At 68.1% G+C, this 25,922-nt stretch carries 26 protein-coding genes; 15 read left to right on the top strand and 11 right to left on the bottom strand.

Features of this window, described 5'->3' with window-relative positions; translation table 11 throughout:
- Positions 1–18: 18 nt before the first annotated feature.
- Both FJU31_RS16000 and FJU31_RS15990 read right to left on the bottom strand, forming a co-directional pair.
- Positions 19–1,068, bottom strand: coding sequence for a bifunctional nicotinamide-nucleotide adenylyltransferase/Nudix hydroxylase (locus FJU31_RS16000; RefSeq protein WP_425473722.1), 1,050 nt, complete (start codon positions 1,066–1,068; stop codon positions 19–21).
- 425 nt (positions 1,069–1,493) lie between these two features.
- Positions 1,494–2,900 (bottom strand): FAD-binding oxidoreductase, encoded by a 1,407-nt coding sequence (locus FJU31_RS15990; protein WP_150455612.1) that lies wholly within the window; start codon positions 2,898–2,900, stop codon positions 1,494–1,496.
- 162 nt (positions 2,901–3,062) lie between these two features.
- On the opposite strand from FJU31_RS15990, the gene FJU31_RS15985 reads away from it, so the two are divergent.
- A complete protein-coding gene (locus FJU31_RS15985; protein WP_150455611.1) occupies positions 3,063–4,937 on the top strand; it encodes a patatin-like phospholipase family protein in 1,875 nt (624 codons plus the stop codon).
- Positions 4,938–5,030: 93 nt separating this feature from the next.
- Here the strand turns inward: FJU31_RS15985 and FJU31_RS15980 are convergent, their stop codons facing one another.
- Entirely contained in the window at positions 5,031–6,398 is a 1,368-nt protein-coding gene (locus FJU31_RS15980; protein ID WP_150455610.1) for a helix-turn-helix domain-containing protein, read from the bottom strand.
- Positions 6,399–6,512: 114 nt separating this feature from the next.
- Here FJU31_RS15980 and FJU31_RS15975 point away from each other — a divergent pair, with 114 nt between their 5' ends.
- From FJU31_RS15975 to mmsB, 5 genes are read left to right on the top strand one after another with little or no spacing between them, the layout of a single operon-like run.
- Entirely contained in the window at positions 6,513–8,018 is a 1,506-nt protein-coding gene (locus FJU31_RS15975; RefSeq protein WP_150455609.1) for a CoA-acylating methylmalonate-semialdehyde dehydrogenase, read from the top strand.
- Positions 8,019–8,032: 14 nt separating this feature from the next.
- Positions 8,033–9,199, top strand: a complete 1,167-nt coding sequence (locus FJU31_RS15970; protein WP_150455608.1) for an acyl-CoA dehydrogenase family protein — start codon at positions 8,033–8,035, stop codon at positions 9,197–9,199.
- Positions 9,196–9,993 carry an enoyl-CoA hydratase gene (locus tag FJU31_RS15965; protein ID WP_150455607.1) on the top strand — a complete coding sequence of 266 codons (798 nt, stop codon included), beginning with the start codon at positions 9,196–9,198 and terminating at the stop codon, positions 9,991–9,993. Before FJU31_RS15970 ends, FJU31_RS15965 begins: the two co-directional genes overlap by 4 nt.
- Complete coding sequence (locus FJU31_RS15960; RefSeq protein ID WP_150455606.1) at positions 9,990–11,165, top strand: enoyl-CoA hydratase/isomerase family protein; 1,176 nt, start codon at positions 9,990–9,992, stop codon at positions 11,163–11,165. The genes FJU31_RS15965 and FJU31_RS15960 overlap by 4 nt, the downstream gene beginning before the upstream one ends.
- Positions 11,162–12,052: a 3-hydroxyisobutyrate dehydrogenase gene (gene mmsB / locus FJU31_RS15955; RefSeq protein ID WP_150455605.1), complete on the top strand. Its 891-nt coding sequence runs from the start codon at positions 11,162–11,164 to the stop codon at positions 12,050–12,052. Before FJU31_RS15960 ends, mmsB begins: the two co-directional genes overlap by 4 nt.
- A 160-nt stretch (positions 12,053–12,212) precedes the next feature.
- On the opposite strand, the gene FJU31_RS15950 is transcribed toward mmsB, so the two are convergent.
- Positions 12,213–12,638, bottom strand: a complete 426-nt coding sequence (locus FJU31_RS15950; RefSeq protein ID WP_108758371.1) for an organic hydroperoxide resistance protein — start codon at positions 12,636–12,638, stop codon at positions 12,213–12,215.
- A gap of 109 nt (positions 12,639–12,747) precedes the next feature.
- On the bottom strand, positions 12,748–13,704 hold the full coding sequence (locus FJU31_RS15945) for a cation diffusion facilitator family transporter (protein ID WP_150455604.1): 957 nt from the start codon (positions 13,702–13,704) through the stop codon (positions 12,748–12,750).
- A 202-nt stretch (positions 13,705–13,906) separates the two neighbouring features.
- Between FJU31_RS15945 and FJU31_RS15940 the strand changes: the two genes are divergently transcribed.
- A complete protein-coding gene (locus FJU31_RS15940) occupies positions 13,907–15,361 on the top strand; it encodes a SulP family inorganic anion transporter (protein ID WP_150455603.1) in 1,455 nt (484 codons plus the stop codon).
- A gap of 52 nt (positions 15,362–15,413) precedes the next feature.
- Here the strand turns inward: FJU31_RS15940 and FJU31_RS15935 are convergent, their stop codons facing one another.
- Both FJU31_RS15935 and FJU31_RS15930 read right to left on the bottom strand, forming a co-directional pair.
- A complete protein-coding gene (locus FJU31_RS15935; RefSeq protein WP_150455602.1) occupies positions 15,414–15,707 on the bottom strand; it encodes an addiction module antidote protein in 294 nt (97 codons plus the stop codon).
- A gap of 33 nt (positions 15,708–15,740) precedes the next feature.
- The gene (locus FJU31_RS15930) at positions 15,741–16,031 is read right to left on the bottom strand and encodes a type II toxin-antitoxin system RelE/ParE family toxin (protein ID WP_150455601.1); all 291 of its coding nucleotides are present in this window, start codon (positions 16,029–16,031) and stop codon (positions 15,741–15,743) included.
- A 178-nt stretch (positions 16,032–16,209) separates the two neighbouring features.
- Here FJU31_RS15930 and FJU31_RS15925 point away from each other — a divergent pair, with 178 nt between their 5' ends.
- The 5 genes from FJU31_RS15925 to FJU31_RS15905 all read left to right on the top strand — a co-directional run bounded on the left by FJU31_RS15925 (position 16,210) and on the right by FJU31_RS15905 (position 20,592).
- Positions 16,210–16,665, top strand: a complete 456-nt coding sequence (locus FJU31_RS15925; RefSeq protein WP_150455600.1) for a hypothetical protein — start codon at positions 16,210–16,212, stop codon at positions 16,663–16,665.
- Between the two features lie 123 nt (positions 16,666–16,788).
- Positions 16,789–17,793: a tRNA dihydrouridine(20/20a) synthase DusA gene (gene dusA, locus FJU31_RS15920; RefSeq protein ID WP_150455599.1), complete on the top strand. Its 1,005-nt coding sequence runs from the start codon at positions 16,789–16,791 to the stop codon at positions 17,791–17,793.
- A gap of 213 nt (positions 17,794–18,006) precedes the next feature.
- Positions 18,007–18,390 (top strand): hypothetical protein, encoded by a 384-nt coding sequence (locus tag FJU31_RS15915; RefSeq protein ID WP_150455598.1) that lies wholly within the window; start codon positions 18,007–18,009, stop codon positions 18,388–18,390.
- A gap of 71 nt (positions 18,391–18,461) precedes the next feature.
- Positions 18,462–19,145 (top strand): response regulator transcription factor, encoded by a 684-nt coding sequence (locus FJU31_RS15910; RefSeq protein WP_079224892.1) that lies wholly within the window; start codon positions 18,462–18,464, stop codon positions 19,143–19,145.
- A 22-nt stretch (positions 19,146–19,167) separates the two neighbouring features.
- Entirely contained in the window at positions 19,168–20,592 is a 1,425-nt protein-coding gene (locus tag FJU31_RS15905; protein WP_150455597.1) for an ATP-binding protein, read from the top strand.
- Between the two features lie 48 nt (positions 20,593–20,640).
- On the opposite strand, the gene FJU31_RS15900 is transcribed toward FJU31_RS15905, so the two are convergent.
- Positions 20,641–21,459 carry a M90 family metallopeptidase gene (locus FJU31_RS15900; protein ID WP_188115513.1) on the bottom strand — a complete coding sequence of 273 codons (819 nt, stop codon included), beginning with the start codon at positions 21,457–21,459 and terminating at the stop codon, positions 20,641–20,643.
- Positions 21,426–21,710, bottom strand: a complete 285-nt coding sequence (locus tag FJU31_RS15895; protein ID WP_150455596.1) for a hypothetical protein — start codon at positions 21,708–21,710, stop codon at positions 21,426–21,428. The genes FJU31_RS15900 and FJU31_RS15895 overlap by 34 nt, the downstream gene beginning before the upstream one ends.
- Positions 21,711–21,852: 142 nt before the next feature.
- On the opposite strand from FJU31_RS15895, the gene birA reads away from it, so the two are divergent.
- The 3 genes from birA to FJU31_RS15880 are packed head-to-tail and all read left to right on the top strand — an operon-like array spanning position 21,853 to position 24,396.
- A complete protein-coding gene (birA, locus tag FJU31_RS15890) occupies positions 21,853–22,818 on the top strand; it encodes a bifunctional biotin--[acetyl-CoA-carboxylase] ligase/biotin operon repressor BirA (RefSeq protein ID WP_150455595.1) in 966 nt (321 codons plus the stop codon).
- Positions 22,815–23,546 (top strand): type III pantothenate kinase, encoded by a 732-nt coding sequence (locus FJU31_RS15885; RefSeq protein ID WP_150455594.1) that lies wholly within the window; start codon positions 22,815–22,817, stop codon positions 23,544–23,546. The genes birA and FJU31_RS15885 overlap by 4 nt, the downstream gene beginning before the upstream one ends.
- A 10-nt stretch (positions 23,547–23,556) precedes the next feature.
- Positions 23,557–24,396 carry an SPOR domain-containing protein gene (locus tag FJU31_RS15880; RefSeq protein ID WP_150455593.1) on the top strand — a complete coding sequence of 280 codons (840 nt, stop codon included), beginning with the start codon at positions 23,557–23,559 and terminating at the stop codon, positions 24,394–24,396.
- Here the strand turns inward: FJU31_RS15880 and FJU31_RS15875 are convergent.
- Together FJU31_RS15875 and FJU31_RS15870 are read right to left on the bottom strand one after the other, a co-directional pair.
- Positions 24,393–24,941, bottom strand: a complete 549-nt coding sequence (locus FJU31_RS15875; protein WP_150455592.1) for a GTP-binding protein — start codon at positions 24,939–24,941, stop codon at positions 24,393–24,395. The two genes, FJU31_RS15880 and FJU31_RS15875, sit on opposite strands and share 4 nt — an antisense overlap.
- Positions 24,938–25,918: a hypothetical protein gene (locus FJU31_RS15870; RefSeq protein ID WP_150455591.1), complete on the bottom strand. Its 981-nt coding sequence runs from the start codon at positions 25,916–25,918 to the stop codon at positions 24,938–24,940. Before FJU31_RS15870 ends, FJU31_RS15875 begins: the two co-directional genes overlap by 4 nt.
- Between the last annotated feature and the right edge of the window lie 4 nt (positions 25,919–25,922).

Here is a 25,922-nt window from a genome sequence, read left to right as displayed (position 1 = left end):
TGGGGAAAGCCGGTCGGGTCAGCCCCGGCCGAGGAAAAACTCCAGGATGTGCAGGTGGTCTTCGAACAGCTGCGGGCCCATCTCCAGCGCTTCGCTCACCGGAATCCAGCGCGCCTTGTCGGCGTCGTCGCCGCCGCGCACCGCCGGCAGTTCGCCGGCCGGGAATTCGAAGTGGAAACCATGTGTGATGGTGCGGCCGCGCTGGCTGCGGTCGGGGTGGTCGAACACCTGCTGGCTCTTCAGCGAGCCCTTCAGCACCGGCAGCGGAATCTTCAGCCGGGTCTCCTCGCGCAGTTCGCGCAGGCAGCTGTCCAGCAGGCTCTGTTCCTGGCCGACGAAACCACCGGGCAGTGCCCACAGGCCCTTGCCGGGTTCCGAACGGCGGCGCACCAGCAGCACATGGCCCGAATGCACCACCACCGCATCGGTGGTGACGAAGGTCGGCGCGTAGGGCGCGTCCTTCCAGGCGGCCTTGTACTGTTCGATGAAGCGGTACTCGGCCACCAGCTGGCCGTAGGCCGGTGCACTCTTCCGGAACGCCTCCAGCATGTCGTACACCGGCGCCGGCACGTTGCCACGCAGCATCAGCAGCGCACCGTGGAAGTCGACGTCGCCGGCTTCGAACAGGTAGCGGCGCAGTTCGGTGGCCGACAGGGTGGCAGTGTGCTGCACGTCCACCAGCGGCCACTGCGGGAATTCGCGCAGGTAGTAGCTGGAGGCGTCCTTGTCCATGCCGATCAGGCCGACCTTGGCATCGGCGGCAGCGCCGTCGTTGCGCAGGGCTTCGGCCACCTGGCGCTGCACGTTGGCGATCCACTGCGCTTCGTTGTAGAGGTGGTCGCGCAGCGGGCGGATCAGCAGGCGTTCGGTGTCGCCATCGAGGGCGGCCTGGATCATCACGGCGCGTTCGGCCACGGTCCAGGGATTGCGAAGGCTGCGGGGGGTATCAGCAGAGCCGACCAGGAAGATCAGCTTACGGGCCCGGCTCAGGGCCAGGCGGGCAACGGCGGCGTGGCCGTTGTGGAAGGGCTCGAAACGCCCGATGAAGACGAGATAGTCGAATTCCATGAGAATCCCTCATGTCGTTGTGGTAGCCGCGGGTCTGTCCCTTGGCTTGGTGCTGATGCTACGCCGATGGTTGTGGGGGTCAAGTGTTGTGGGTTGCCGGCAGGGCTGCGCCCTGCACCTGCCGAGGCACGTCGACGTCAACTTCAGAAGCTGGGATTCCGCGGGTTGGCGGGGTGGGTCCGGTTGAGGGGGACGCTGCAAGTACGTCCCTGTAAGCTCGGTTGCCGCTTGCTCGTGTGCGCTGTCCTGCGCACACGGCAAGACCAGGGTTGGGCGTCCTGCCCAACCCGCCCGAGGCATGCCTCGGGCCCATGCGGCTCACGCCCCCTCAACCGGACCCACCCCGCCTTCGACAGTTTGCTGCGGTCTGTCGGAACGGCACGGGGTTGGATCCCTTTGTGCAGCAAAGGGCTCTGACCCCATTGCTAAGGCGCTGCGAGGTAGCGCTGCCAGAGTTGGTTCACCAGCTGCATCTGTGGGTCGTACTGGCGTTTGCGTTCAACGAATGCGTTCCACTGCGGGTACGCGCGCTGGAACTGCTCGCCTGTGGCGTGCGGGCGGTAGGGCAGGTAGTAACGTCCGCCACAGTCCACCGCAGCATCGATCAGTGCGCGGGTCCAGCGCGTGGCCATGGTGTCGCCCCATGGATGCCGACGCTGCTTGTGGTACAGCACGAAGCAGAACACTTCTTCGTCCGCCCACTTCATCAACGCGGTCGTATCAGCGGGTGCGTGGCGGATCGATACGTTCAGTGCGTCCACGCGGTGGTGCTGCAGGATCGCGGCCATGCGCGTGGCGAACGCCTGGAAGCTGCGCACGGGGATGAAGTATTCCTGCAGCAGGTAGGTCGACATCGCGCGCGTGCGGGGTTCCAGCGCTGCCACGTCCAGGCTCGCTTCCAGGTTGCGATGGATCACCCGCGGTTCGGCAATCTGCTGCTTCACCAGCGAGCTCTCGCGCAGCTGCGGGCCGCCGGGCAGTTCGGTGACGGCCCAGATCATGTTCTGCTCGTGGGCATAGTTCGCACCGACGGGTATCAGGCGCCGGGTGTCGGTCAGCGCTGCAGTGCTGCGCCTCCAGGTCACGGTCACCGGTGCATCGAAACGCGGTGGAATCAGGTCGGCGTTGTGCATCAACGCATCGCTGCGCGACGCCACGTTCTCGCGGAACCACTGTGGGTAATCGGCCAGCGCCACCCGCTCCATGTGCCGCGCCATGCGGTCGTTGTCGGTCAGGTCGAGCTCTACTTCGCTGACAACACCGATCAGCCCATAGCCACCGATGACCGCGGCGAACAGCTCCGGGTGCTGCGTGCGCGAGGTCTCGACCACCTCGCCGGATCGCAGCACCACCTGCAGTGCACGCACGGTGGAGGCGATGCTGCCGCTGCCGACGTAGCGGCCATGACAGTTCACCGATACCGAACCGCCGACGGTGAAGTTGCTGAAGCTCTGCATCACCTTCACCGACAGGTTGTGCGGGTCCAGCCATTCCTGCAGCGCGCGCCAGCGCATGCCGGCCTGCACGCGCACCGCCCTGCGCGCGACGTCCAGCCGCAGCAGGCGGTGGCTCGGCGTCAGGCCCAGCTGCAGGGCGCCGGCCGCGCTGGTCTGCCCACCCATGCTGTAGCGGCCGCCGGCCACGCAGACCGTGCCCCGGTGCTGCTGCAGGGCGGCCTGCAGGTCGGCCGTTTCGGCAACGGCCCGCACCCCGGCCACGTCTGTGGGTTCCAGCTGGCTGATGTCGTTGGCCACCGGCGCGCCGCGCCGGTTACAGGCACTGGCGGCAGTGGCGACGGCACAGCCAGCGATGAACGCGCGACGGGTGGTCATGGCAATCCCTGCATGAGTGTCCTGGGCGCAGTGTGCACGGGCCGGGCGGGGGCGGCCAGTGGTCCTTCCGTGGGCGGGTTCTCAGGCTGTGAGAAGCCTTCGCGTCATACTGCATCCGTAGCGTCGGGTGGCATCTCAGGCACAGTCAGCGGGGGCAGGGTAGTGGCAGACAAGTACTGCGATCTGGTCATGAAGGGCGGCATCACCAGCGGCATCGTGTACCCCAATGCGGTACTGGCGCTGGCCCGCGATTATCGGTTCAAGAGCATCGGTGGCACCTCGGCCGGCGCCATCGCCGCGGCGGTGGCGGCAGCGGCGGCCTATGGCGATCGCCGCCAGCAGGCCGGCGAGCACCTGGCTGACGACGCCGGCTATGGCGGCCTGTCGGCGGTGTCGGCGCAGCTTTCGCGGCGCGGCTTCATCTACAGCCTGTTCCAGCCGGCGCGCGGTGCGCGGGCGGCCTACCGGCTGCTGGCCGCGCTGACCGGTGGTTACGGCTGGCCGCGCAAGCTGCTGTGCCTGGCGGTGGCCGTGTTCGAGATCGCCCCGCTGGAAGTGCTGGTGTCGCTGGCGCTGCTGCTCGGCCTGGGCTGGTGGGGCGGCGGTTGGAGCGGTGTGGCGGCCACCCTGCTGCCTTCGCTGCTGTGCGCCTATGGGGCCGGTGTGGCCGGTGCCGCGCTGCGGGTGGCGCGGGTGGCGCGGCGCAACCTGTTGGGCCTCTGCAGCGGCCTGGGCCGTGATGCGCGCAAACCGGCGCTGACCGAATGGCTGCACCACAGCCTGCAACAGCTGGCCGGCAAGTCGCCGGATGCGCCGCTCACCTTCGCGGACCTGCACGACGCACCGCGCTATGCAGGCGAGCCGGAGAGCCCGCACGCGATCAGCCTGCAGATGATCACCACCTGCGTGTCGCACAACGAACCGCGCACGCTGCCGCTGGGCGGCGCGCAGTTCTGGTTCCTGCGCGAGGAGTTCGCACAGCTGTTCCCGGCCAGCGTGGTGCAGTGGCTGGTCGACCATGCCGGTGCGCCGGTCGATGTGGAAGGCCGGCAGTACTACCACCTGCCGCAGGGGCCGCAGCTGCCGGTGCTGGTGGCGACGCGCATGAGCCTGAGCTTCCCGCTGCTGATCAGCGCGGTGCCGCTGCATGAGCCCGCGCGTCGTGAGCGCCGCTGCGAGCCGTCGCCGGCCGCGGCCGATGCCGAGCACAATGTGGCCGACAGCATGGAAGGGCTGACCAGTGCCGGCCAATCCTGCGGGCCGATCATCACCGCCTTCCGCATCTGCTGGTTCTCCGATGGTGGCATCAGCAGCAACTTCCCCATCCACCTGTTCGACGCGGCGATGCCACGTTGGCCGACCTTCGCCATCAATCTGGTCTACCCACAGCACGCCGAGGATGTGAGCCACGGCGCCACCGGCCAGCAGGCGCTGGAGCGCGCGGTGGTGCTGCCCACCGAGAACCGCCATGGCTGGCAGCGGCATTACCAGTCCATCGCCACGCCGCTGGCGGCGGCCGAGCTGGGTCGCTTCCTGTTCGCGGTGGTGGCCACCATGCAGAACTGGCGCGACCTGCTGCAGGCGCGTGCACCGGGCTACCGCGACCGCATCGTGCATGTGAGCCTGCAGGGCGACGAAGGCGGCATGAACCTGGACATGCCGCAGGAGGTGCTGAGCCGCATCGCCGACAAGGGCAGCCTGGCCGGCGCACGCTTCTGCGCGTTCTCGTTCGAAAATCACTACTGGATCCGCTGGCGCAACCTCGCTTCGGCCTACCAGCGCTACACGCTGGAAGTGGCGCGCACCGACGACCCCGCACAGCAGGTGCTGGCTTACCGCGCGGCGTATTCCATCGTTGCAGGCGGTGAGCCCGTGCCGCCGTCGTACAAGCTGGGCTCGGAAGACAAGCGTCGTGGGTCGCAGCAGCTGTGGGCGCAGATGGTGGAGCAGGGCCGCACCTGGGAAGACCTGGGCCCGGACTTGACCGACGGCGCACCACGTCCGTTGCCGCAGATGAAGGTCACGCCGATCTACTGACCCGGTAGTAAATCCACGCCATGCGTGGATGCACGTCGCGCACGGATGGAGCGTGCCAACCAAGGTTGGCACCTACCAGAGCGCATCTGACCCTTACCGACCCGGCAACTGCGCAAACGCGCGCTGCATGCAGTCCTCCCGAGGGCACACCCGGCACCCTGGGCCAATCGACACCGAATTCCCCGGACTCTGCACATCCAGCCCCAGCGAATACACCAGCCGTTCCGCATGCTGCAGATCACAGCCCAGCGCCACCGCAAACGTCTTGCGCGGCTGGCCATGCCCCACCGGCCCGCTGCTGACCTGCCGCGCCAGCCAGAAGTGGCGCCGCCCATCCGGCATGCGCGCGGTCTGCGTCAGGATCCGCCCCGGCTGGTTGAACGCCTCGTAGACGATCCACAGCGGGCACGACCCACCCACCTGCGAGAAATGGAAATCGGTGGCCGAATGGCGCTTGGACACATTGCCCGCACGGTCCACGCGGATGAAGAAGAACGGCAGCCCCGGCGCACTGCGCCGCGCCAGCGTGCTCAACCGATGGCACACCGCCTCGAAACCAACGCCGAACTGATGCGCCAGCAGCTCGATGTCGTAGCTGCTGGCCTCGGCCGCACGCAGGAAGCGCATGTACGGCATCACCAGCGCCCCGGCGAAGTAGTTCGACAGGCCGATCCGCGCCTGTGCGATGCGCGCATCGTCGTGGAAGCCCGCGCGGGCGATCACTGCATCGATCTGCGGCAGGTAACCGTGCAGGGCCAGCTCGGCCGCCATCTGGAACGCCTGCTGCCCCGGTTCCAGGTAATCGGGCAGCCACAGCCGCCGCGCGCCGGCATCGAACTGGCGCTTTTCGCGCCCGGCCTGCAGCGCAGCCACTTCCACCAGCACGCCGTGGCGGTCGGCCAGCAGCTGGCGCAGGCGCGGCGCCACGTGCCCGGGTGACAGTCCCCACTCGGCGAACAGGCGCTCGGCCAGTTCGTCCAGCTCGGGGATGTGGTTGTGCATGCGGTTGAAGAACTCGCGCACCTGGTCGCCGGCGGGCAGGGTGCTGCCGGCCTCGGGCTCGCCCAGCTGGAACTCCAGCGCGGCGGCATGCTCGCGCAGGGCCAGGTGGCGGCGATGCAGGTCCAGCAGGGCGCGGCTGACCTGCGGCAGGTTGCCGGCCAGTGCCCGCAGCTCGGTCGCGCTCACCTCCGCCAGGCCGAGGTCGCGCAGGGTCTCGCCCAGTGCCTCCTGCAGCGCGGCGGGCTCATCGTCGTCGAACAGGGCGGAAACATCGCCCAGCACCTCGCCCAGCTTCTTCTGCACGGCCGGCGTCAGCGGGCGCTTGTTGCGCTCGATCTGGTTCAGGTAGCTGGCCGACAGGCCCAGGGCGCGGGCCAGCTCCACCTGGCTGTAGCCGCGCTGCTCGCGCAGGCGTAGCAGGCGCAGGCCCAGCTGGCGTTGTGAAGGCTGGAAATTCACAGAATTAACATGAATCGTCTGGCGTGTTGGCCAGATTAAGCGGATTCAGGCCGGAAATCGAGGTGGGTGCTGTGAATAATGCCAAGCATCTTTCGAGCCCGTGGGATTGTCGTCATGACTGTTGCAGCGCCCCGTATCCGCATGCTGATCGATGGCCAGTTCATTGAATCGGCCACCTCCCACTGGCAGGACGTGATCAATCCGGCCACCCAGGACGTGCTGGCCCAGGTGCCGTTCGCCACCACCGGTGAAGTGGATGCCGCCGTCGCCGCCGCCAAGGAAGCCTTCAAGACCTGGCGCAAGACCCCGATCGGCACCCGCGCGCGCATCTTCCTGAAGTACCAGCAGCTGATCCGCGAGAACATGAGCGAGCTGGCCCACATCCTCACCGCCGAACAGGGCAAGACCCTGCCGGACGCGGAAGGCGATGTGTTCCGCGGCCTGGAAGTGGTCGAGCACGCCGCTGCCATCGGCAACCTGCAGCTGGGCGAGCTGGCCAACAACGTGGCCAACGGCGTAGACACCTACAGCATCATGCAGCCGCTGGGCGTGTGCGCCGGCATCACCCCGTTCAACTTCCCGGCGATGATCCCGCTGTGGATGTTCCCGATGGCGATCGCCACCGGCAACACCTTCATCCTCAAGCCGTCCGAGCAGGACCCGATGGTGACCATGCGCCTGGTTGAACTGGCGCTGGAAGCCGGCATCCCGAAGGGCGTGCTGAACGTCGTCCACGGTGGCGAGGAGGTGGTCAACGCGATCTGCGACCACCCGGATATCAAGGCCGTGTCGTTTGTCGGCTCCACCCGCGTCGGCACCCACGTCTACAACCGCGCCTCGCTGGCCGGCAAGCGCGTGCAGTGCATGATGGGCGCCAAGAACCACGCCGTGGTGCTGCCGGACGCCAACAAGGAACAGACCCTCAACGCGATGGTCGGCGCCGCCTTCGGTGCGGCCGGCCAGCGCTGCATGGCCGCTTCCACTCTGGTGCTGGTCGGTGAAGCGCGCAACTGGGTGCAGGACCTGGTGGCCAAGGCCAGGACCCTCAAGGTCAGCGGCGGCACCGTGTCCGGCACCGACGTCGGCCCGGTCATTTCCTGCAGCGCCCGCGAGCGCGTTGAAGGCCTGATCGCCTCGGGCGCGGAGCAGGGCGCCACGCTGGTGCTCGACGGCCGCAACCCGCAGGTCGATGGTTTCGAGAAGGGCAACTTCGTCGGCCCGACCATCTTTGCCGGTGTCACCACCGACATGCGCATCTACCAGGAAGAAATCTTCGGGCCGGTGCTGGTCATCCTCGAAGCGGCAACGCTGGACGAGGCCATCGCCATGGTCAACAGCAACCCGAACGGCAACGGCACCGCGCTGTTCACCCAGTCCGGCGCGGCTGCCCGTCGCTTCCAGGAAGACATCGACGTCGGCCAGGTCGGCATCAACGTGCCGATCCCGGTGCCGGTGCCGCTGTTCTCGTTCACCGGTTCGCGCGCCTCCAAGCTGGGCGACCTGGGCCCGTACGGCAAGCAGGTCGTGCTGTTCTACACCCAGACCAAGACCGTCACCGCACGCTGGTTCGATGACGAGACGCTGAGCCACGGCGTCAACACCACCATCAGCCTGAAGTAAGGGCAGGAGCAGCCATGAGCCACTCGATGACGACGGACCAGGAAGAAGCGCAGCAGGCGTATCGTGAAGCCGCGCGTGACTTCGCACAGGCCGAACTGGCGCCGCACGCCGCGCGATGGGATGCGGAGGGCACCTTTCCGCGCGAGGCGATCGCCAAGGCCGGTGAACTGGGCTTCTGTGGTCTGTACATGGACCCGGAAGTCGGCGGCAGCGGCCTCAGCCGCCTGGACGCCGCCGTCGTCATCGAGGAGCTCGCCAACGTCGATCCGTCGACTGCGGCGTACGTCAGCATCCACAACATGGCGTCGTGGATGGTCTCCAAGTGGGGCCAGGCTGAGCTGCGCGATGCGTGGGGCACCGATCTGTCCTCGGGCAGCAAGCTGGCCTCGTACTGCCTGACCGAGCCGGGCGCTGGTTCCGATGCGGCCTCGCTGAAGACCACCGCCGTGCGCGACGGCGACTTCTATGTACTGAACGGCTCCAAGGCCTTCATCTCCGGCGCCGGTGCCACCGAGCTGCTGGTGGTGATGGCCCGCACCGGCGGTGCCGGTGCGGGCGGTGTCAGTGCCATCGCGGTGCCCGCCGACCTGCCGGGCATCAGCTATGGCCGCAAGGAAGAGAAGATGGGCTGGAACAGCCAGCCCACCCGTGGCATCACCTTCGAAAACGTCCGCGTGCCGGTCAGCCACCTTCTGGGAGAGGAAGGCGGCGGCTTCAAGCTGGCGATGAAGGGGCTGGACGGCGGCCGCATCAACATCGCCGCGTGCTCGCTGGGTGCCGCACAGGGCGCGCTGGATGCCGCACGCCGCTACATGGGCGAGCGCCGCCAGTTCGGCAAGGCGCTGGCTGATTTCCAGGCGCTGCAGTTCAAGCTGGCCGACATGGCCATCGAACTGGTGGCCGCCCGGCAGATGGTGCACTCGGCTGCGCGCAAGCTTGACGCCGGTGCCAGCGATGCCAACGTGTGGTGCGCGATGGCCAAGCGCTTCGCCACCGATGCCGGCTTCAAGATCTGCAACGAAGCCCTGCAGATCCACGGTGGCTACGGCTACATCCGTGAATACCCGATCGAGCGCCTGCTGCGCGACAGCCGCGTGCACCAGATCCTGGAAGGCACCAACGAGATCATGCGGGTGATCGTTGCCCGCCACCTGCTCAACACCGAAGAGGAACTGCGATGAAGGATTGGCGTACCCAGGAGCACGTGGGCCTGAAGGTCGAGGCCGATGGCCATACCGCCGTGGTCACCCTGCACAACCCGCCGGCGCACACCTGGACCGTGCACAGCCTGTCCGCGCTGCGCGACCTGGTGGGCGCGCTCAATGCAGACCGCGGGATCTACGCGCTGGTGATCACCGGTGACGGCGAGAAGTTCTTCTCCGCCGGTGCCGACCTCAACCAATTCGCCTCGGGCGACAAGGCCGCCGCACGCGAAGCCGCGCGCCGTTTCGGCGAAGCCTTCGAAGCGCTGTCCGCCTTCCGTGGCGTGTCCATCGCCGCCATCAACGGCTACGCCATGGGCGGTGGCCTGGAATGCGCGCTGGCCTGCGACCTGCGCATCATCGAAGACCATGCCCAGGTGGCGCTGCCGGAGGCCACCGTCGGCCTGCTGCCGTGCGCCGGTGGCACCCAGAACCTGCCGCGCCTGGTCGGCGAGGGCTGGGCCAAGCGCATGATCCTGCTGGGCGAGCGCATCAATGCCGAAACCGCCGTGCGCATCGGTCTTGCCGAAGAGAAGGTCGGCAAGGGCGAAGCCAAGGCGCTGGCGCTGGAATGGGCGAAGAAGGCCAGCAAGCAGAGCCCGACCAGCATCGCCGCCTGCAAGACCCTGGTGCAGTCCACCCGCACCGGCACCCACGCCTCGGCGTTGGTGGCCGAGCGCGAAGCCTTCGTCGATCTGTTCGACACCGCCGACCAGGTCGAGGGCGTGAGCGCCTTCCTGGAAAAGCGCGCCGCGCAGTGGAAGAACGCATGACCACCGACACCGTTGCCGACGACGCACCGGTGCTGTTCGAAGAGCGAGCGGCCGGCAACGGCACGCGCATCGGCTTCGCCACGCTCAATGCACCGCGCACGCTCAATGGCTTCTCGCTGCCGATGGCGCACCTGCTGCTGAAGCAGCTGAATGCCTGGGCCGGCGATGACGGCATCGCGATGGTGGTACTGCAGGGCGCCGGCGAAAAGGCGTTCTGCGCCGGTGGCGACCTGCACAGCCTGTACAAGGCCATGGTCGCCTTCCGCGACGCCGGCCACAGCGACATCCGCGAGAACGACTACGCCGCCGAATTCTTCGACGTCGAATACCGCGTCGATTACCTCATCCATACCTACGCCAAGCCGATCCTGTGCTGGGGCCACGGCATCGTGATGGGCGGCGGCATCGGCCTGATGTCCGGCGCCAGCCACCGCGTGGTCAGCGAGCGCTCCAAGCTGGCCTTCCCGGAAATCACGGTGGGCCTGTTCCCCGATGTGGGTGGCAGCTGGCTGCTGCCGCGCGTGCCGGGCAAGGGCGGCCTGTTCCTGGCCCTGACCGGTGCGCTGCTGAACCCGGGCGATGCCATCTACGCCGGCCTGGCCGACGTGCACGTTGCTGAAGAACGCCGCAGCGCGGTGTTCGATGCGCTGCTGCAGGTGGCCTGGTCGGGCGATGCCGCGCACAACCATGAACGCCTGGATCATCTGCTGCAGTCGCATGCCAGCGATGCAGCCACCGGCCCGCTGCTGGCCAACGCCGCACAGGTCGACGCGCTGTGCGCAGGGGATGATCTGCCCGCGATCATCGCACGCATCCGCGACCTGCAGACCGACGATGCCTGGCTGCAGGCCGCACAGAAGACCCTTGCTGCCGGCGCACCCGGTTCGGCGCGGTTGGCCTTCGAACTGCAGCGCCGCAGCGCCGGCCAGGACCTGGCCAGCGTCTATCGCCTGGAGTACGTCACTGCGCTGCACTGCGCCGCCCGGGGCGACTTCGCCGAAGGCATCCGCGCGCTGCTGGTCGACAAGGACCGCAACCCGCAGTGGAACCCGGCCACCCTGGCCGAGGCCACCGCCGCGTGGGCGGACACCTTCTTTGTTTCCCCCTGGGCCGAGGCCGCGCACCCGCTGGCCGACCTGGGCACTCCGCTTGCTGAAAGGAGCCTTGCATGAGCCGCATTGCATTCATCGGGTTGGGCAACATGGGTGGCCCGATGGCCGCCAACCTCGTCAAGAACGGCCACTCCGTGCGTGTGTTCGACCTGGTGCCGGCCGCGGTCCAGGCCGCCGTCGACGCCGGTGCCAGCGCCGCACCATCGGCGCGCGACACCCTGGCCGACGCCGAAGTGGTGATCTCGATGCTGCCGGCCAGCCGCCACGTCGAAGGCGTGTACCTCGGCGATGACGGCATCCTCGCCGACATCCCGGCCGGTGCGCTGGTCATCGACTGCAGCACGATCGCCCCGGCCAGCGCCCGCAAGGTCTCTGAAGCCGCTGCCGCGCGAGGCCTGCAGATGCTCGACGCACCGGTGTCCGGCGGTACCGCCGGCGCGCAGGCCGGCACGCTCACCTTCATCGTCGGTGGCGAAGAGGACGCACTGGAACGCGCACGCCCGGTGCTGCAGGCGATGGGCAGGAACATCTTCCACGTCGGTGCCAGCGGCGCCGGCCAAGTGGCCAAGCTGTGCAACAACATGGCGCTGGGCGTGATCATGGCCGTCACCGGCGAAGCCATCGCCCTGGGCGTGGCGCACGGTCTGGACCCGAAGGTGCTGTCGCAGATGATGGCGGTCAGCACCGGCCGCAGCTGGGCCACCGAAGTGTGCAACCCGTGGCCGGGCGTGCTGGAAAACGCGCCGGCCTCGCGCGGCTACAGTGGCGGTTTCGGCAGCGACCTGATGCTGAAGGACATGGGCCTGGCGGTGGAAGCGGCGATGAACGTCGGCGCCTCGATCCCGCTGGGCGAAGTGGCCCGCAACCTGTACTCGATGAACCACCAGGCCGGCCGCGGCAAGCTGGATTTCTCCAGCGTCGTGCAGCTCATCACGAGCGGGAAATAAGGCTTGAACGTGTAGAGCCGAGCCCATGCTCGGCTGCATGGATCAGCCGAGCATGGGCTCGGCTCTACACAAGCAAATGCGTCCCCGGCCCTGTGCCGGGGCCCACCCGAGGTGGGATGGGCGGATGCCCGGTTTCGACCGGCATCCGCCCATTTTTGCATCAGGCAACGATCAGCGTCACGTCGATGTTGCCGCGGGTCGCGTTGGAGTACGGGCAGACGATGTGCGCCTTCTGCACCAGCTCTTCGAGCTGCTCGCGCGGCACGCCCGGGGCGTTGATGGTCAGCTCGGCTTCGATGCCGAACCCGGTGGGGATCTGGCCGATGCCGACCTTGCCGGTGACGGTGGTCTCGGCCGGCAGCGCGACCTTGGCCTGGCCGGCCACGAACTTCAGCGCGCCGAGGAAGCAGGCCGAGTAGCCGGCAGCGAACAGCTGTTCCGGGTTGGTGCCCGGGCCGCCGGCGCCGCCCAGCTCGCGCGGGGTCGACAGCTGGATGTCCAGCACGTTGTCGGAGGAGACCGAACGGCCTTCACGGCCGCCGGTGGAGGTGGCCTGGGCGGTGTACAGAACCTTTTCGATGGACATGGGATGCTCCTGGTCAGTGGGTGGGTGTTTCGATGGGTCTACTTTGCCCGGTCCCGCAGGACGATGGGTGATAGTTCGTCTTGAATATTTGACACATCGTCCTGCAGGCCTAGATGGTCCACTCGCGGTCGGTGGTGAACATGATGGTCAGCCAGCGGTCCGGGGACGCTTCGCCCAGTGCATCGCCTATCTCATCGCGCAGCTGGTCCCACTCCACCAGGGGCCGCGGCGGGTCGTCCTCGCGCACCACGAAGAACAGCTCGATCTGCTCGCCACGGCCGACCTGGGCCACGTAGCTGCGGTGTTCGACGAAGCCATGGCGGGCCACGATGTCCCGCGCCACGGCGTCCACGTGCGCCTGCAGATCCGGCGGGGTCACCAGAAGGATGCCGGCCAGCGCCCGCCGCACCGTGCCCAGCGGCGCCACCATCACGAACAGGCAGACCACCGCCAGGATGGCCGGATCGATGTAGGGCCCGACCCAGGCCAACGATGTGCCCTGCACCAGCACCCCGCCCACGAACGCGGCCACGTAGCAGGCCGACATGCTCGCGGCGATCACCCAGTTCTTCGCATCCAGCGCGATGAAGTCCGAACCGATGCGACGGTTGGCGCGCCACACGAAGGCGCCGAACGCACTTTCTGCCAGCAGTGACACCACGCCGAACACAATCGCCGGCCCCAGCGCGATATGGCGCCCGCCGGACATCAGCGCATCCACCGCGTTGACCAGCGCGTACAGCGCCGCGCCGATCATCAGCAGGCCGCTTACCCCCAGCACGATCGGCTCCAGGTGCCAGAAGCCCATGGTGAAACGCTGGTTGAGCCGCGACTGCAGCGCATCGGTCTGCGTGGACAGCGCGATCAGGCGCGCCACCAGCAGCGACAGCCAGGTCATCACCACATCGATCAGGCCGTAGATGCCGTCGAAGATGATCAGCGAGGAGTTGGCCAGCAGGCCGAACACCACCCCGGCCAGCGCAACCGCCAGCGAGAAGGCGATGGACAGGCGCAGCACGCCCTGTTCGGTGGCGGGGTCGAAGAAGCGGGGATCGTCGGCGGCCATTGTTCAATTGTAGAGCGGAGCCATGCTCCGCTGCTGTACTGCCCCGCCCGCGCTACCGCCGCCGCGCGGCTTCCCGTAGACTGCGCGCCTCCCACGTACCGGCTCCCGCCGGTAGAGTCGACTGTCAGTCGACTGTCCTTGATTGACCGCTCCCGATTGACAGCGCCACGTGGCCCCATGCCCGTGCGCGCGGAGTTTTCCCATGCAAACGTCCCACCCCCTGCGCCAGCAATGGCTCGGCAACATCCGTGGTGATCTGCTGTCCGGCATGGTCGTCGCCCTGGCCCTGATTCCCGAGGCCATCGCTTTCTCGCTGATCGCCGGCGTCGACCCCAAGGTCGGCCTGTACGCCGCGTTCTCGATCGCCGTGGTCACCGCCATCGCCGGCGGCCGCCCGGGCATGATCTCCGCCGCCACCGGCGCGATGGCGCTGGTGATGGTCGACCTGGTCAAGGACCACGGCCTGCAGTACCTGTTCGCCGCCAGCATCCTGGCCGGCCTGCTGCAGGTGCTGGCCGGCGTGTTCAAGCTCGGCTCGCTGATGCGCTTCGTCTCGCGCTCGGTCATCACCGGCTTCGTCAACGCGCTGGCCATCCTCATCTTCCTGGCGCAGATGCCGGAACTGATCGGCCGCGGCCCCACCGTCTACGTGCTGTGTGCCGCCGCGCTGGCCATCATCTACCTGCTGCCGCGCATCACCCGCGCGGTGCCGTCGCCGCTGGTCGCCATCGTCGTGCTCACCGCCGTGGTCATCGGCTTCGGCGTGGACGTGCGCAGCGTCGGCGACATGGGCCAGCCGCCCGAAAGCCTGCCGCACTTCCTCATCCCCGACGTGCCCCTCACCTGGGAAACGCTGCGCATCCTGCTGCCGGTGTCGGCCACGCTGGCCGTGGTCGGCCTGCTCGAATCGATGATGACCCTGCAGATCGTCGAGGACATCACCGAGACGCCCAGCGAGCGCAACCGCGAGTGCGTCGGCCAGGGCGTGGCCAACACGGTCACCGGCTTCCTTGGCGGCATGGCCGGCTGCGCGATGATCGGCCAGTCGGTCATCAACGTGACCTCCGGTGGCCGCGGCCGACTGTCCTGCCTGGTGGCTGGCGCGCTGCTGCTGGTGCTGGTGGTGTACGGCAGCGACCTGGTGCGGCAGATCCCGATGGCCGCGCTGGTGGCGGTGATGATCATGGTCAGCATCGGCACCTTCAGCTGGCGCTCGCTGCGTGACCTCCGCACCCATCCGCGAAGCTCGTCCGCCGTGATGCTGCTGACCGTCGTGGTTACCGTGGCCACCCACGACCTGGCCAAGGGCGTGCTCAGCGGCGTGCTGCTGTCGGCCCTGTTCTTCGCGCGCAAGGTCGGCCGCATGCTGGATGTGCAGCGCAACGACACCGCCGATACCCAGGTCTACCGCGTGCGCGGCCAGGTGTTCTTCGCCTCGGCTGGCCAGCTCGGGGCGGCGTTTGATTACCAGCACGTGGCGCCGAAGGTGCAGATCGACCTGCGTGATGCCCATCTGTGGGACCTGACCGCAGTGGCGGCGCTGGAGCGCGCCCAGGAAAAGCTGGCCGCGCAGGGTGCGCAGGTGACAGTGGTGGGCCTCAATGCCGCCAGCCAGACCCTGATCGAGCAGGTGGGCGGCGCGCGCGGCGGGCACTGATCGGGCAGGGTGGGTAGCGCCGGGCCATACCCGGCGGGTGCAGCTTTTCCGATCAGGCCTTGCCGGCCTGGATAGTGAGATGGACACCGAGGGCGGACAACACGCGCTGTACGGTGTCGAAGCGCGGATGTGCGTCTGGCCGCAGTGCCTTGTACAGACTTTCGCGGCCGAGACCGGATATTTCGGCGACAGCGCGCATGCCGCGCGCACGCGCAACGGTGCCAAGCGCTTCCTGGAAGTGGCCTGCATCACCTGCTGCAAGCGCTTCGCTCAGATAGGTGGCGATTGCTTCGTCGTCCAGAAGGTAGTCGGCTGGATCGAAGGGAGCGGTCTTCAGTCTATTCATGGCGTCCCCGTGAACGAAGTGGATTGATGGCGGTTACAGCATTCCGGCAAGACGGATCGCCTTGGCTATGTCGCGATGCTGGCTTGACTTGTCGCCGCCATGGAGCAGCACGACGACGGTTCTTCCTCGACGTGTGAAGTACACCCGATACCCCGGCCCACGGTTGATGCGCAACTCGCTCACCCCGCAGCCTACCGTTCGAACATCGCCCTCGAGTCCTCGGGCAACGCGTTGCAGACGCTCCACGATCACCGCTTGGGCGCTGCGATCCTTGAGACCGCGCAGCCACCGCGTAAACGCCTCGGTTGCATGGAGCATTGCCATCGAATGATCGTATCCAAAAGGATACACCTTCCAATTGGCATGCGCGACGATTACTGGCGGGCTTCGCGCAGCGGGCGTTGAGCCGCCGCGCGTAGAACTGCAATTTTCCTCATGGATTGATGTCCCTGGGCCACCCACGCTGGTGGCGTGCAATCGCGCACACCTCATGGAATGAACAATGGCAGGAAACAGGAACAGGTCGCTTCTTCTCGCACCGCTGCTGGCCCTTGGCTTGGCCCCGGTACCGGCCGTCGCGGGCGCCGGGACGCCGACGGCGTTCGTCGAGCACGTGTCACATCATCGGGCCGGTACCCGCGAAGCAACGGCGATCATGGGTTGGCTGGAGGGTCTTCCAGATGCGGACCGCCGGGTGATGGAGCCGGGAACGCTGACCGTACGCCAACGCCGGGTCGGGTACGACGCTCTGGCTCGCGCGGGCGCGACGACGCCCGTTTCGCTGCCAGGGTCCGGTGCGCCTGGTGAGCGGATCACCATCACCAACGAATTGCCCGGCGGCTTCATCGAGACCTGGACGTTCCAATGGGTGTCGGGAGACGGCGGCGGCGGCTGGAAGCAGACAGACTACGAGATGCACGCGCCGGTGATCGAGCCGGAGCGCCCGCAGGAACTCTGATGGTATGCCAGCCGCTGGCGCGGACGTCGGGCAGCGCCCCGCCGCGCCAGCGCGGGCAGATTCAGCCACCCGGTGTAAACTATTGATCTCACTGGCAATGCCAGTCCCACGATCAATACCCCAATGACGTCCGCCACCGCCCGTTACGCCGATTCCCTGCGTCTGTCCGTTGCCCCCATGATGGATTGGACGGACCGCCACTGCCGCGTGTTCCACCGCGTGCTGGCGCCGGGTGCCCGGCTGTACACCGAGATGGTGCACGCCAACGCCGTCATCCACGGTGACCGCGAGCGCCTGCTCGGCTTCGACGGCAGCGAACAGCCGCTGGCCCTGCAGCTGGGCGGCAGCGATCCGGCCCTGCTGGCGCAGGCCGCGCGCATCGCCGCCGACTGGGGCTACGACGAGGTCAACCTCAACTGTGGCTGCCCGTCCGACCGCGTTCAGGCCGGGCGTTTCGGTGCCTGCCTGATGCGCGAACCGGCGCTGGTGGCCGAGTGCGTGGCGGCGATGGTCGCGGCGGTGGATATCCCGGTGACGGTGAAGTGCCGCCTGGGGGTGGACGAGGACAACAAGTACGACGTGTTCGCCGGCTTCGTCGACCGTCAGGTCGCCGCCGGTGCCGCCATGGTCGTGGTCCACGCGCGCAACGCCTGGCTGAAGGGCCTGTCGCCGAAGGAAAACCGCGAAGTTCCGCCGCTGAAGTACGACTGGGCCTACCGCCTCAAGCAGGAGCGCCCGGCGCTGCCGGTGGTCATCAACGGTGGCCTGGCCACGGTGGAGGCGGTGCAGGCCCAGGCCGCGCACGTGGACGGCGTGATGCTGGGCCGCGCGGCCTACCACGACCCCTACCTGCTGCATCAGCTGGAGGCGCTGCACACCGGCGCCGCGCTGCGCCCGCGTGGCGAGCGGCTGCGCGCGATGCGCCCCTACATCGAGGCCCGCCTGGGCGAGGGCCTGGCACTGAAGCACATCACACGCCACCTGCTGGGCCTGTTCCACGGCCAGCCGGGCGGTCGCGCGTTCCGCCAGGTGCTGAGCGAGGGCGCACACCGCCCCGGCGCCGACTGGGCGCTGATCGAGCAGGCGCTGGCGGTCACCGAGCGTGAGGCCGATCGCGCCGCAGCGTGATTTCAGTCACATTCCTGGCTTGACAAGGCCCGTGGATTCGTTACGAATGTTCACTTAGATGAACGACGCCGGAGGGCGCCCGGAAAAGTTCAGATCGGATTCACCGCGCCAAACCAATCATTTGCAAAGGAAATGTAAAGGCCGGGTTCCGTATCCGGCGCTCCGGATTTACGACTTTTGAACGAATCGCCGTGCTCGGCTAGGATCGCATCGATGTCTTCCGCTCCCTTCCACCGCCGCATTGCTCTGGCCACCTGCGTGGTCCTGGCAGCTGCCCCCCTCGCTGCAGCGATGGCCCAGCAGCCACCGCGCGGTGGCGGCGGCGAGCCGCGTGCGGCGATGCGCGCAGACATGATGGAGCGTGGTGGCCGTGGCGACGACCGTTCGCTGTCCGATGCCGTGCGCCGGGTGCAGCGCTCCACCGGTGGCCATATCCTCGGCGCCGAGCGCGTGCCGTTCGATGGCCGGGACATCAACCGGGTCAAGTACATGGATGACCGGGGCCGGGTCCGCTACATGGACGACCCCGCCCCGGCACGTTCACAGCCGCGCACGCCGCGGTCGGATATGTCATCACTACGCGGCGATAACCCCTGAACAGGGATAGTTGCCGTAATACACCGTACCCACAGGCCTCCGGGCCACACCCAGGACACTAGGGAGAGTTCATGCGTATCCTTCTGGTCGAAGACGAAGCCCCGCTGCGTGAGACCCTGGCAGCCCGGCTCAAGCGCGAAGGTTTTGCCGTCGATGCCGCACAGGACGGCGAGGAAGGCCTGTATATGGGCCGCGAAGTGCCGTTCGACGTCGGCATCATCGACCTGGGCCTGCCCAAGATGTCGGGCATGGAGCTGATCAAGGCCCTGCGCGACGAGGGCAAGAAGTTCCCGGTGCTGATCCTGACCGCGCGTTCGAGCTGGCAGGACAAGGTCGAAGGCCTCAAGCAGGGCGCCGACGATTACCTGGTCAAGCCGTTCCATGTTGAAGAGCTGCTGGCCCGCGTCAACGCGCTGCTGCGCCGCGCCGCCGGCTGGAGCAAGCCGACCCTGGAATGCGGTCCGGTTGCCCTGGACCTGGCAGCACAGACGGTCAGCGTCACCGGCAGCAATGTCGACCTGACCAGCTACGAGTACAAGGTGCTGGAATACCTGATGATGCATGCCGGTGAACTTGTCTCCAAGGCCGACCTCACCGAGCACATCTACCAGCAGGATTTCGACCGCGACTCGAACGTGCTGGAAGTCTTCATCGGCCGCCTGCGCAAGAAGCTGGACCCGGACGGCGAACTGAAGCCGATCGAGACCGTGCGTGGCCGCGGCTACCGTTTCGCGATCCCGCGCAACGAGGGCTGAGCCTTCCACAAGGCGATAAACGATGTCCGGCCGTCTGTGGTTCTTTCGACGCTGGCGGCCGCGCTCACTGCAGGCGCGCCAGCTGTTCGCCGCGTCCGTGGGCCTGGTCGCGTTCCTGGCTCTGGCCGGTTACGCGCTCGATGCCGCCTTCGCCGACACGGCGAAGGCTAACCTGCGTGAGCGCCTGAAGAACTACGCCACGGCCTACGCGGCCGGCATCGACTTCACCCGCGACCGCTCGCTGTACATCCGCGAGCAGCCGCCGGATCCGCGCTTCGACGTGCCAGGCAGTGGCCTGTACCTGCAGGTGGTGATGCCGGACGGCAAGGGCAATTCGATGTCCGCCGAAGGCCCCATGCTGCCCACTGTGGGCGGCGGCCTGCTGGCTCCGCGCCAGGAAGTGTTCGAAGGCCCGCTGCCGATGATCCAGATCGACGGCAGCCAGGGCTCGGTGTACCGCTACGGCCTGGGCCTGGTGTGGGATGCCGACGCCGACCCCGCCACCGAATTCCCGTACACCATCTACGTGATGGAAGACTCGCGCGCGCTGGGCGCGCAGCTGCGCGTGTTCCGCAGCCGGGTCTGGTTCTATCTGGGCGGCATCGGCTTGATCCTGCTGTTGCTGCAGACGGTCATCCTGCAGTGGAGCCTGCGCCCGTTGCGTCGGGTCATCACCGAGCTGACCAAGGTGCAGCGCGGCGAGACCGAGCGCATGAGCGAGCGCCACCCGCGCGAGCTGGAGCCGCTGACGGACAGCATCAATGCCTTCATCGAGAGCGAGCGCGAGAACCTCGAGCGCCAGCGCAACACCCTGGCCGACCTGGCGCACAGCCTGAAAACGCCGATCGCCGTGCTGCGCACGCAGATGGACAGCGGTGCCGGTGATGGCGCCCTGCGCGAGGAACTGGACGTACAGCTGCAGCGCATGAACAACCTGGTGTCCTACCAGCTGGCGCGCGCCGCTTCGTCGGGCCACAAGCTGTTCTCAGCGCCGCTGCCCGTGGAATCCAACGCCGAGGAAATCGTGCGTGGCCTGGAGAAGGTCTACGCGTCGAAGGGCGTGTTCTGCGAATTCGACATCGACCCGGCCGCGCGTTTCCATGGCGAACCGGGCGACCTGCAGGAACTGCTGGGCAACCTGCTGGAGAACGCCTTCAAGTGGGCCAAGCGCCGCGTGCTGCTGACCGCGCAGCCGCTGCCGGCACCGAACGCGCGCCGCGCCGGCCTGCTGCTGGCGGTGGACGACGATGGCCCGGGCATCGCCCCGGAAGACATCGGCAAGGTGCTGCAGCGTGGCGTGCGCGGCGACGAACGCGTGCAGGGCCACGGCATCGGCCTGTCGATCGTGCAGGACCTGATCAAGGATTACCGCGGCGAACTGCTGGTGGCCCGCTCCAGCGAACTGGGGGGCGCCCGCTTTGAAGTGCGGTTGCCGCCGGGGCCGTAGAGTCGAGCTTGCTCGACTGCACGTCGATCCGCCGGGCATGGCCCGGCGCTACCGCTGCTCTGTAGAGTCGAGCCATGCTCGACTGCTTTCAGCCGGCGGCTCGCCATAGAACCGCCGCAGGTGCGCGGCCACGTCCGGCAGCGCCTGCGCCAGCAGATCCGGCGCGGAGAAGTGGTACTCGCTGGCCACCGCGAAGAACTCTTCCGGTGCCTCGGCCGCATACGGGTCGATCAGCGTTTCCACGCCGGCATCCACTTGCGCACAGAACGCATCGTAGGACTGCTGGAAGGCGGCCGCCCATTCGCGCTGCCACGCACGCGGCAACGGCGGTGTGCCGTCCATCGCGCCATCCAGTGCATCCAGCTTGTGCACCATCTCGTGCACGGCCACGCAGTAGCCCTCGTGCGGCGCGGCCAGGTCAGCCTGCACTTCGGCCCACGACAGGATCAACGGCCCGCTGTCCCACGACTCGCCAATCAGCTCGTCCTCCCATTCGTGCAGCACGCCGGCGGCATCCATGTGGCTGCGGTGCACGCGGAAGGCATCGGGGTAGACGATCAGCTGCGACCAGCCTTCCAGCCCGACCTCGCCGAATTCCAGCAGCGGCAGGCAGCACAGCGCGGCCAGCAGCACGCCGTCGGTCACCTGCAGTTGCAGGTCGCCGATCGGGGTGATGGTCTTCTCATGCAGGAAGCGGGTGGCCAGCACGCGCAGGCGCGCACGGCGTGCATCGTCCAGTCCCCGCAGCCAGGCGGCGCGGCCGCAGGCTTCATTCCACACCGCCTCTTCAATCGGCCGCGGCGCAGGCCGCAGCCACTGCAGCAACGACTTGATCAGCGGAACATACCCGGCAGGTAGCTGTGCCACTTCGGCGCGCGGATGCGCTGCAGCACATCGTCATCGCTGCCGCCGCCGCCACTGCTGGCCGCGCTGCTCGCCGCCGGGCGCACCGGTGCCGGCTTGGCCGCAGTGGCCGAAGCGGTGGGGGTGGACGCACGCTGCGAAGCGGCATCCGGGGTGGAGTACACGCACGCCCCACGGCTGTCGTCCAGCGATGCTGTTGCCGAGGCCGCGAAGGGCATCGCCAGCAGGATCAGGCAATGGGCATAGTGGCGCATTGACGACATCCAGGTTAAGGGAGGGTGAGTTCCCGATTCTAGCCCGAACCCGGCCCTGGATTGGAAGCCCCGCCGCCGGCACCCCGCAGGCGCCGCTGGCGGCTTTCCCGCATAATTCCGTTCTGACCTTGTGGAAACTGCCGTGGACGATCGCCAATTGCTGGCCAAACTCGCTGCCGGTCGCCTGTCCGGCGACGGCCTGGCCCGTGAGCTGGGCCAGACCCGGGCGGCAATCTGGAAGCGTATTCAAGGACTTAGAGCTGCCGGTGTGGACATCGAAGGCCGTGCAGGCGAGGGCTACGGCTTGAGCCAGCCGCTGGAGCTGCTGGATCCGGCGGCCATCCGCGCGCACCTGCCCGACGACGCCGTGGCGCTGCTGCATGACCTGCAGGTGGCCTGGACGGTGGATTCCACCAATGCCGAATTGTTGCGGTGCAGCGCGCCGCAGCGCGGCGTTTGCGTCCTGCTGGCCGAGCGCCAGACCGGCGGTCGCGGTCGTCGTGGCCGCAGCTGGGCCTCGCCGCTGGCCGCCCACGTCTACCTGTCGGTGTTGCGCCTGTTCTCCGGTGGCCTGGGCCGCCTGGCCGGCCTCAGCCTGGTGGCCGGCGTCGCCGTGGCCGAGGCCCTGCACGACCTCGGCTACACCCAGGCGCAGCTGAAGTGGCCCAACGACGTGCTGGTGGACGGTCGCAAGCTGGTCGGCCTGCTGGCCGAGGGCGGCGGCGAATATGCTGGCCCGGCACGCGCGGTCATCGGCATCGGCATCAACGTGCACATGCCGTCGGCCTTCGCCGAGCAGATCACCCAGCCCTGGGTGGACCTAGCCACCCTGGCCGGCAGCCATGTTGATCGCAACGTGGTGGTGGCCGCCGTGCTGGCGCGCCTGCTGCCGGCGCTGGACGCGTTCGACCGCGAGGGCCTGGCCCCGTTCCTGCCGCGCTATGCCGCCTTCGACATGCTGGCCGGCCGCGAGGTGCGCTTGGAGCTGGAAGGCCAATGGCAGCACGGCACCGCGCTGGGCCTGGCCGATGACGGCGCCCTGCGCGTACGCATCGATGGCCACGAGCGCCTGCTGCATGCCGGCGAAGTGAGCGTGAGGAAGGCATGAGCGATTGGTTGTTCGACCTCGGCAATTCGCGCTTCAAGTTCGCGCCGTTGCAGGGTGACCGTGCCGGTGATGTGCAGGCCTGGGCGCATGGTGCCGAGGGCATGGCCGCGCAGCCGCCGCACAGCCTGCCCACCGGCGGTACCGCCTTCGTGGCCAGCGTGGCCGCACCGTCGCTGACCACCGCCATGCTGCAGCAGCTGCAGTCCCGCTTCGGCGATGTGCGCGTGGTGCGCACCAGTGCCGAATGCGCAGGCGTGCGCATTGCCTACGCCAAGCCGGAAAAATTCGGCGTCGATCGTTTCCTCGCACTGCTGGCCGCCGCGACCGCGCGGCGCCCGGTGCTGGTGGTAGGCGTGGGTACCGCGCTGACCATCGATCTGCTCGATGCCGACGGCCAGCATCACGGCGGCCGTATTTCCGCCTCGCCCACCACCATGCGTGAGGCGTTGCACGCGCGTGCGGTGCAGCTGCCGGCCAGTGGCGGCGACTACAGCGAATTCGCCAACGACACCGCCGACGCGCTGGCATCTGGCTGTGATGGCGCCGCCGTGGCCCTGGTCGAACGCAGTGCGCGCCAGGCGCAGGCACTGCTGGGCGTGGCCCCCGCGCTGCTGGTACATGGCGGCGGCGCACCGGCGCTGATGCCGTTGCTGGACGGCGCCGAGTACCACCCGTCGCTGGTGCTGGACGGCCTCGCCCGCTGGGCGGTGCACCAGCCCGCAGGCTAGTATCGGCAGCATGCTGACCCGTGCCCTGATCGTCGTCCTGGCCATCCTCAACGTAGGCGTCGCCAGCTGGTGGCTGCTGCGCAGTGAACCCTCGCCGGCCACGCCGCCCCAGCCCGCCACTGGCGTGGCCGAGCTGCGCTGGCTGCCGGGCGGCACCGATGCCGCTGCCGTGGCGCAGACCGCCGCCACCGCCGCGCCGACCGAAGCACTGCAGGAGCGCGAGGCCGCGCCCAGTGCTGCCGTGGTCGCCACCGAGGCACCGGCAACCACGCCGCCCGCCGACGCCGCCCCGTCTGCGGAGGCCGCGCTTGCCGTGGCCGCCAAGCCGGCAGAGCCCGTTGTGCAGAAGCCCGTGGTCGAGACGGCCGCCGTGGAAAAGCCTGCTGCGCCGCCGCGCTGTGTCGCCCTCGGGCCGTTCGCCGACCGTGCCGCGGCCGTGGCCGCACAGGGCCGTGCTGGCAAGCTGCTGGCCGCCGCGCGCCTGCGCGAACAGCCCGCCGCCAGCGGCAGCACCCGCTACCGCGTGCTGCTGCCGGCCGCCGCCAGCCGCGAAGACGCCCAGGCCACGGTCAAGCGCATCGTCGCCGCCGGCCTCAATGATTACTACATCATCAGCCAAGGCGAAGAGAGCAATGCCATTGCCTTGGGCCAGTACCGCAACCGCGAAGGCGCCGAGCGCCGCATCGCGGCCGTGCAGGCGGCCGGTTTCCAGCCGCGCCTGGTGGCCAGCGGTGATGCCGGGCAGTGGTGGCTGGAAGGGCAGCTGGCCGCTGGCAGCGAACCGGCGCAGGCGCAGCAGCGCAGCGGTGCCGCACAGCAGCGGTCGCTGGAATGCACGCGACTGCGCTAACCGGCCTGGCGCTGCTGGGCGAGTCGATAGGACAGCAGCGACTTCACCAGGAAGGTCACTTGGATGGTCGAGCGGGCATCCACGCGCAGCACCGGCAGGTGCATGCCGGCGGCGAACAGCGCGTCGCGGAATTCCGGTAGCAGGAAGCCAGGATGGTCATCGGTGCGGGTGACGCCAACGGCCAGGCTGGCCTGCGGTGCCAGCCGGGAAAAATCCTTCAGCAGTTCCAGCGTGCTGTGCACCGGGTCCGGCGTGCCGGCGCTGACCAGCACCACCACGCCCAGCGCCCCATCGGTCACCAGTGGCCACATGAAATCCAGGTAGCGCTGGCCGGGCACGCCATATACATGCAGCAGTTCGCCGTCATCCAGCGCAATGGAGCTGTAATCCATGGCGACCGTGGTTTCGGTCTTGTCGGGCGTCGCGTGCTCGCTCAACGGCATCTCGGTGCTGACCGGCTCCACGTCGGAAATCGCGCGCACGGCGGTGGTCTTGCCCGCACCCATCACGCCTACGAACACCAGCTTGTTGGCAGGCAGGTTCATGCGGCCTGCCCTCGCGACAGCGCCAGCCCGAAACGACGCGCCAAGCGCAGCAGGAAGGGGGTATCGCCAGGTACGGCGCGGCCTGCGCTCAAGGCGCTTTGGCTGACAGTCGGCAAGACGGACTCCGGGGATGACGCCAACCCGCAGGCGGACGCGGCCGAGAAAAGGGATGCCATGGTGGCACGGGGAAGATGGCAATGCTGTGCCAGCGTGTCCAGACTGCACGGACCCGCGTGCAGCCGCGCGATGGCCGGCAACCAGGCGCTGGGCACTTCGCCGGCGGCAAGATCCGGCCAGTGGCGGAGCTGCAGCGACGCTGGCGCGGCCGGCAGCAGTTCCGGGCGGTGCTGGGCCAGCGCGAAGTACAGCGCTTCCAGCGACTGACGCTGTGGCAGCCGGTAGGCGTACTGGTGCTGGAAATCCGCGGGATCCATCACCTGGGCCGACCAGGAAGTGGCATCCAACTGTGCGCAGACCTCGGCCAGCGTGGCCTGTGCCGGCAGCGCGATGCTGCGCGTGTGGGTGTCCAGCAGCAGCCACATGGCGCCACGCTGCAGCAGGTGCAGCTGCGCCGGGCCCGCGGCGTCGGCCAACTGCAACAGCAGCGGCATGACAGTGACGTCGCTGCGGGTCTCATGCACCGGCGTGGCCGGTATCGACGCCAGCAGGTGGCGAAGCTGTTGATTGATGTCGCGCACAGTCGCGCCGTGCGGCAGCAGCCCATCCAGCGCTTGGGTTGCACGCCGCGACACGCGCAGCGTAACCGTACCGGCCGCATGCGCATCGGCCAGCACGCCACGGCTGTCGGGATGTTCCACATGCACGACCAGCAGATCGGACGGGGTGCCGTCCCATGGGCGTACGGTCACGTCAATGCGTTCGGAGAGCAGCAGCGAACAGGCCAGCTTCAGGCGGGTATGGTGCAGCAGGTCCAGGCCGGCAGCAGCTACCTGGAACGAGCGGATCGGAGTATTCATCGGA

Source organism: Stenotrophomonas cyclobalanopsidis (genome assembly GCF_008710035.1).
GTDB classification, from domain to species: Bacteria; Pseudomonadota; Gammaproteobacteria; order Xanthomonadales; family Xanthomonadaceae; genus Stenotrophomonas; species Stenotrophomonas cyclobalanopsidis.
This window is presented reverse-complemented; position numbering and strand designations above follow the sequence as displayed.